Genomic DNA, 6,574 nt, shown 5'->3' on the forward strand with positions numbered 1-6,574 from the left:
GCGAGGTGTGTCGACCGGTGTCCGACCCGAACCGCGCCGAAGGGTGGCCGCGCACATGCAGCCCGACTCCGTGCCCGAGCTGCCGGCGAAGTTCGCCCGGCTCGGGCTCACCTACGACGACGTCCTGCTCGTGCCCGGGGCGTCCGACGTCGTCCCGGCCGAGGTGGACACCAGCAGCCGGGTGACCCGGCGGATCACGCTGGCGGTGCCGCTGCTGTCCAGCGCGATGGACACCGTGACCGAGGCCCGCATGGCGATCGCCATGGCCCGCGTCGGTGGCATGGGCGTGCTGCACCGCAACCTGTCCGCGGAGGAGCAGGCCGGCCAGGTCGACCTGGTCAAGCGGTCGGAGGCCGGCATGGTCACCAACCCGGTCACCTGCTCGCCGGACAACACGCTGGCCGAGGTCGACGCGCTGTCGGCCCGCTACCGCATCTCCGGCGCGCCGGTCGTCGACGACGGCGGCGTCCTGGTGGGCATCGTCACCAACCGCGACATGCGGTTCGAGACCGACATGAACCGCCTCGTGCGCGACGTCATGACGCCGATGCCGCTGGTCACCGCCCCCGTGGGGGTCGACCCGGACACCGCCCTCGGGCTGCTGTCCCGGCACAAGATCGAGAAGCTGCCGCTGGTCGACGACTCCGGCCGCCTGCGCGGGCTGATCACCGTCAAGGACTTCGTGAAGCGCGACCAGTTCCCGCTGTCCACGAAGGACGCCGACGGGCGGCTGGTCGTCGGTGCGGCGCTCGGCGTCGGCGAGGACGCCTACGAGCGCGCCGGGCTGCTGGTCGACGCCGGCGTCGACGTGCTCGTCGTCGACACCGCGCACGGTCACCAGCGCGCGGTGCTGGAGATGGTGACCCGGGTCAAGAAGGACTTCGGCGGCGAGGGCGGGCTGGAGGTCGTCGGCGGCAACGTCGCGACCCGCGCCGGTGCGCAGGCCCTCGTCGACGCCGGGGCGGACGCGGTCAAGGTCGGCGTGGGCCCCGGCTCGATCTGCACGACGCGCGTGGTCGCCGGTGTCGGCGTGCCGCAGATCAGCGCCATCTACGAGGCCTGGCTCGCCGCCGGCCCCGCCGGGGTCCCGGTCATCGCCGACGGCGGGCTGCAGTACTCCGGCGACATCGCCAAGGCCCTCGTTGCCGGCGCCGACACCGTGATGATCGGCGGCCTGTTCGCCGGGGTCGAGGAGGCACCGGGCGAGCTGGTCTTCATGAACGGCAAGCAGTACAAGACCTACCGCGGCATGGGCAGCCTCGGCGCGATGCAGAAGCGCGGCAACCAGTCGTTCAGCCGGGACCGCTACTTCGCCGACGACGTGCTCTCCGACGACAAGCTCGTCCCCGAGGGCATCGAGGGCCAGGTCCCCTACCGCGGCGCGCTCTCCGGTGTCGCCCACCAGCTCGTCGGCGGCCTGCGCGCCTCCATGGGCTATGCCGGGGCCGGCACCGTCGCCGAGCTCAAGGAGCGTGGGCAGCTGACCCGCATCACCTCCGCGGGCCTGGTCGAGAGCCACCCGCACGACATCCAGATGACCGTCGAGGCACCGAACTACCGGGGGCGCTGAGCATGAACGCGCGCGACACCGTCGACATCGGCCTCAACCGCTTCGCCCGCCGGGGCTACGACCTCGACGAGGTCTCCATCGTCCCCTCGCGGCGGACCCGGGACGTCGACGACGTCTCGACCGCCTGGCAGATCGACGCCTTCCGGTTCGGCATCCCGCTGGTGACCAGCCCCAGCGACGCCGTCGTCAGCCCGGCGACGGCGATCGCCGTGGGCCGGGCCGGGGGGCTCGGCGTCCTCAACGGCGAGGGCCTCTGGACCCGCTACGACGACCCCGCGCCCGTGTACCGCCGGATCGCCGAGGCGGCCGCCGCCGGCGCCCCGCCGGTCGCGCTGCTCCAGGAGGTCTACGCCGAGCCGGTGAAGACCGACCTCATCACCGCGCGGATCAAGGAGATCGGCGAGGCCGGCGCCACGACGGCGATCCGCATCTCGCCGCAGCACACCGAGCAGCTCGCGCCCGCAGCGCTCGCCGCCGGGGTGGACCTGCTGGTCATCCAGGGCACGATCGTCTCGGCCGAGCACGTGACCAGCCAGGGCGGTGCGCTGAACCTCAAGGAGTTCATCGCCGACCTCGACGTCCCGGTCATCGTGGGCGGCGCGGCGAACTACACCACCGCCCTGCACCTCATGCGCACCGGCGCGGCCGGCGTGATCGTGGGGGTCGGCGCCGACACCTACTCGACGACGGACGCCGTCATGGGCATCCGCGTACCGCTGGCCACCGCGATCGCCGACGCCGCCGCGGCCCGCCGCGACTACCTGGACGAGACGGGCGGCCGGTACGTGCACGTGATCGCCAACGGCCGGATCGAGACCAGCGGCGCGATCGCCCGCGCGCTGGCCTGCGGCGCCGACGCCGTCCAGCTGGGGGAGCCGCTGCGGATCGCCGCCGAGGCCCCGGCCGGCGGCGTGTGGTGGGACTCGGTGGCCGCCCACCCGCGGCTGCCGCGCGGTGCGACCTCGGCGCCGGTCGAGCCGGCGGGCTCCCTGGAGGACGTGCTGCTCGGCGCGGCGGAGTCCGCCGACGGGCGCACCAACCTCTTCGGTGCGCTGGCCCGCACGATGGCCAAGACCGGGTACTCCGACCTCAAGGAGTTCCAGCGCGTCGACCTCGTCGTCGGGGGCTGACCGCGTGGAGTTCCCCACCGTCCTCGTCGTCGACTTCGGCGCCCAGTACGCGCAGCTGATCGCCCGGCGCATCCGCGAGGCGGGCGTCTACTCCGAGATCGTCTCCTCGGACGTGCCGGCCGAGGAGATCATCGCCCGCAAGCCGGCGGCGATCGTGCTCTCCGGCGGCCCGTCCAGCGTCTACGCGCCCGAGGCCCCGCAGGTGGACCCGGCGCTGTTCGAGTCCGGCGTCCCGGCGTTCGGCATCTGCTACGGCTTCCAGGCGATGGCGGCCTCGCTCGGCGGCACGGTCGCCCGCACCGGCGACCGCGAGTACGGCGGCACCCCGCTCACCGTCACCACCGGCGCGCGGTTGTTCGGGTCGCTACCGGTCGAGCAGAACGTGTGGATGAGCCACGGCGACGCCGTCTCGGCCGCGCCGCCCGGGTTCACCGTCACCGCCACCTCCACCGGCGCCCCGGTCGCCGCCTTCGAGGACGTCGACCGCAGGCTGGCCGGCGTGCAGTTCCACCCCGAGGTGCGGCACACCGCGCACGGGCAGACGGTGCTCGAGCACTTCCTGTTCGACATCGCCGGCCTCGAGCCGACCTGGACGATGAGCAACGTCGTCGACGAGCAGGTCGCGCTGATCCGCGAGCGGATCGGCGACCGGCGGGCGCTGTGCGCGCTCTCCGGCGGCGTCGACTCAGCTGTCGCCGCGGCGCTGGTGCAGCGGGCGATCGGCGACCGGCTCACCTGCGTCTACGTCGACCACGGGCTGATGCGCGCCGGGGAGACCGAGCAGATCGAGCGGGACTTCGCCGCCACCACCGGCGCGGACCTGCGGGTGGTCGACGCCAGCGAGCAGTTCCTCGCCGCCCTGGCCGGGGTCAGTGACCCGGAGGAGAAGCGGAAGATCATCGGCCGCGAGTTCATCCGGGTGTTCGAGCAGGCGGCCACCGACGTCGTCGCCGACGCCCAGGCGCACGGCGAGACGGTCGACTTCCTGGTGCAGGGGACGCTCTACCCCGACGTCGTCGAGTCCGGCGGCGGCAGCGGGACGGCGAACATCAAGAGCCACCACAACGTGGGTGGGCTGCCCGAGGACCTCACCTTCACCCTGGTCGAGCCGCTGCGGACGCTGTTCAAGGACGAGGTGCGCGAGGTGGGCCGGCAGCTCGGCCTGCCCGACCGGCTGGTGCAGCGCCAGCCGTTCCCCGGGCCCGGGCTCGGCATCCGCATCGTCGGCGAGGTCACCCGCGAGCGCCTCGACGTGCTCCGCGCGGCCGACGCCATCGCCCGCGAGGAGCTCACCGCGGCCACGCTGGACGGCGAGATCTGGCAGTGCCCGGTGGTGCTGCTGGCCGACGTCCGCTCGGTCGGCGTGCAGGGCGACGGGCGCACCTACGGCCACCCGGTCGTGCTGCGCCCGGTGTCCAGCGAGGACGCGATGACCGCCGACTGGACCCGGCTGCCCTACGACGTGCTGGCGAGGATCTCCACCCGGATCACCAACGAGGTCGAAGAGGTCAACCGCGTCGTCCTCGACGTGACCAGCAAGCCGCCCGGCACCATCGAGTGGGAGTAGGAGGACCCCCTTCCTCCCCACCCTCCGCAGGCTCAGGGCGGGGCCCTGGAAGGGGGCCGTTCCAGCACGTCACCGGGGCCGTTCCAGCAGCTCGCCCGGTGCGGTCGCGGGGCGGCGCGGTCCGTGGTGAGCTGGGGCCTTCGCCGGGTCGATGGGGACGGGGGCGCGGGTGACCGGGACGTGGCCACTCGTGCCGAGCGTGCTCGCCCTGATCGGCATGGGGCTGGTGATCGTGCTGGCCGGGGTGCGGCTGACCCGGGTGGCCGACTCGCTGGCCGAGCGCACCGGCATGGGGGACGCCCTCGGCGGCGCGTTGCTGCTCGGAGCCGTCACGTCGCTGCCCGGCATCGTGACCACGGTGACCGGGTCCCTCGAAGGGGACCCGGGGTTCGGCCTGGCCAACCCGGTGGGCGGCGTCGCCGTGCAGACCGTGTGGCTGGCCATCGCCGACCTGGTCTACCGCCGGGCCAACCTCGAGCACGCGGCCGCCTCGCTGGAGAACCTCCTCCAGGCGCTGATCCTGGTCGCGCTGCTGGCCGTCCCGGTGATCGCCTACGCGACGCCCGACCTCCGGCTGGGCTGGGTCCACCCGATCACGCTCCTGATCCCGGTCGTGTACGGGTACGGCCTCCACCTGCTCCGGCGGCTGCGGAAGTCGCCGATGTGGGAGCCCGTGCTCACCTCGGCGACGGAGAAGGAGGGCGAGGGGCCCGAGGCCAGCCACGCGCGGATGAGCTCGCTGTGGATGCAGCTGGCCGCCCTGGGCCTGGTGGTGGGTGTGGCCGGGTGGGTCATCGGCCGGGCCGGCCTCGGCATCATCGCCTCGACCGGGCTGCCGAGCACCCTGGTCGGCTTCACCTTCACCACGGCGATCACGTCGCTCCCGGAGCTGGTGGTGCTCGTGACCGCCGTGCGCATGGGCACGCCGACCCTGGGCGTCGGCAACATCATCGGCGGCAACACCTTCGACACGCTGATGATCGGGATGGCCGACGTGTTCTACCTGGCGGGCCCGGTCTACCGCGACGCCGGCGACCCGAGCCTGGTGCTCCTCGGTGGGACGATGCTCATGACGGCGGTGCTGGCCGGTGGGCTTGTCGTGCGCGACCGCAAGGGGATCGGCTTCGAGGGGTTCGTCATCCCGCTCATCTACGCGGCGACGGTGGGGTTGATCTACGCGACCGGCTGACCCCCCGGACGCGGCGAGGGCCCGGGAGCGGTCGCTCCCGGGCCCTCGCACCCCGCCCTCCCGCCGGTCAGCCCCGGCTGCGCGGCTTCCGCAGCTCCCGGACCAGCAGCGCCACCCCGGCACCGATCAGGAAGACCCAGAGCAGGGTGCCGTCGTCCAGGAGGGTGAACGGCAGGACGGCACCGACCATCGCCGAGAGCGCCAGCACGACGAACAGCACGCCCGGGACGAGGGCGACCAGGTCGACCCTGCGGCGGGGCTCCGGCGCCGGCCGGTCCTCCGTCTCCAGCGGCTGGACCATCTGCCACTGCTGCTCCTGCCAGGCCGTCGGCGTGGTCGGGAACTCGCTGTAGTCAGCCACGGGACACCTCCACCTGTCCGATACCGCTGTGGATCTCGAGCTCGATCTCGGGCTCGCCGTCGTCGGTCCACCGGGCCGAGCCGAGGCCGGCGTGGAAGCCGCCCCCGGTGCCGCTGTCGCCGAAGACGTCGATCTCCCCGACGCCCTGGTCCGCGGAGACCCGCACGTCGGCGGAGCGCGGGACGACCACCTCGACGTCGCCGACGCCGTGGTCGATCCGCACCTCGAGGGCCTCGTCGAGGTCGTCGAGGGGCACCTCGGAGAGGTCGACGACCAGGTCGCCGATGCCCCCGCTGTAGACCTCCCGGACGTCGGCGACCGACTGCGGGCGGTACGTGCGGTCGCCGATGCCGTTGCCGCCGGACGGCGCGGTCGTGACGGTCAGCAGCGCGAGGGAGAGGACCACCCCGAGGACGATCAGCCCGCCGCGCGCGATGCGGCCCCCGGTGACCGCGCCGACGACCAGGCCGGCGCCGACGACGAGCAACGCCGTGGCGAGGAAGGCCGTCGGGCCGGGGTCCCAGCCGGTGATCCGGGACAGCAGCGCCAGCAGGCCCATGAGGATGAGCAGCCCGGCGATGGTGACGCCCGGCACCGGCGACCGCGGTCCGACGGGGCCGCGGACGCGGGCCCGCACCGCGGGCCGCCCGGACGCGGCGGGCTCGGCGCCGTCGGCGGCGACCGGCATGAGCAGCCAGAGCAGCAGGTACACCAGCACACCGGTGCCGCCGGCGAGGGCGAGGGCGACGAAGCCGAC

The 6,574-nt window shown here is 73.7% G+C and carries 6 protein-coding genes; 4 read left to right on the plus strand and 2 right to left on the minus strand.

Annotated features, from left to right (window positions below; translation table 11 throughout):
* Positions 1–55 precede the first annotated feature (55 nt).
* From guaB to E9565_RS06060, 4 genes are all read left to right on the plus strand, one after another.
* On the plus strand, positions 56–1,570 hold the full coding sequence (gene guaB, locus E9565_RS06045) for an IMP dehydrogenase (protein WP_236825754.1): 1,515 nt from the start codon (positions 56–58) through the stop codon (positions 1,568–1,570).
* 2 nt (positions 1,571–1,572) lie between these two features.
* Entirely contained in the window at positions 1,573–2,700 is a 1,128-nt protein-coding gene (locus tag E9565_RS06050; protein ID WP_236825753.1) for a GuaB3 family IMP dehydrogenase-related protein, read from the plus strand.
* 4 nt (positions 2,701–2,704) lie between these two features.
* Complete coding sequence (guaA, locus tag E9565_RS06055) at positions 2,705–4,267, plus strand: glutamine-hydrolyzing GMP synthase (protein WP_236825752.1); 1,563 nt, start codon at positions 2,705–2,707, stop codon at positions 4,265–4,267.
* Positions 4,268–4,457: 190 nt separating this feature from the next.
* Positions 4,458–5,456, plus strand: a complete 999-nt coding sequence (locus E9565_RS06060; protein WP_236834320.1) for a sodium:calcium antiporter — start codon at positions 4,458–4,460, stop codon at positions 5,454–5,456.
* Between the two features lie 67 nt (positions 5,457–5,523).
* Here E9565_RS06060 and E9565_RS06065 read toward each other — a convergent pair whose 3' ends face one another.
* Positions 5,524–5,817: a hypothetical protein gene (locus E9565_RS06065; RefSeq protein ID WP_236825750.1), complete on the minus strand. Its 294-nt coding sequence runs from the start codon at positions 5,815–5,817 to the stop codon at positions 5,524–5,526.
* Positions 5,810–6,574: LiaF domain-containing protein (locus tag E9565_RS06070; RefSeq protein WP_236834321.1), on the minus strand; the 765-nt coding region annotated here is incomplete at its 5' end. The genes E9565_RS06065 and E9565_RS06070, both read right to left, overlap by 8 nt.

Origin of the sequence: Blastococcus sp. KM273129 (genome assembly GCF_021698995.1) — a bacterium.
GTDB lineage: Bacteria > Actinomycetota > Actinomycetes > Mycobacteriales > Geodermatophilaceae > Blastococcus.

Coding starts and splice junctions, on each gene's coding strand:
- guaB (WP_236825754.1), top strand. CDS start 56: ATGCAGCCCGACTCCGTGCCCGAGCTGCCGGCGAAGTTCGCCCGGCTC.
- E9565_RS06050 (WP_236825753.1), top strand. CDS start 1,573: ATGAACGCGCGCGACACCGTCGACATCGGCCTCAACCGCTTCGCCCGC.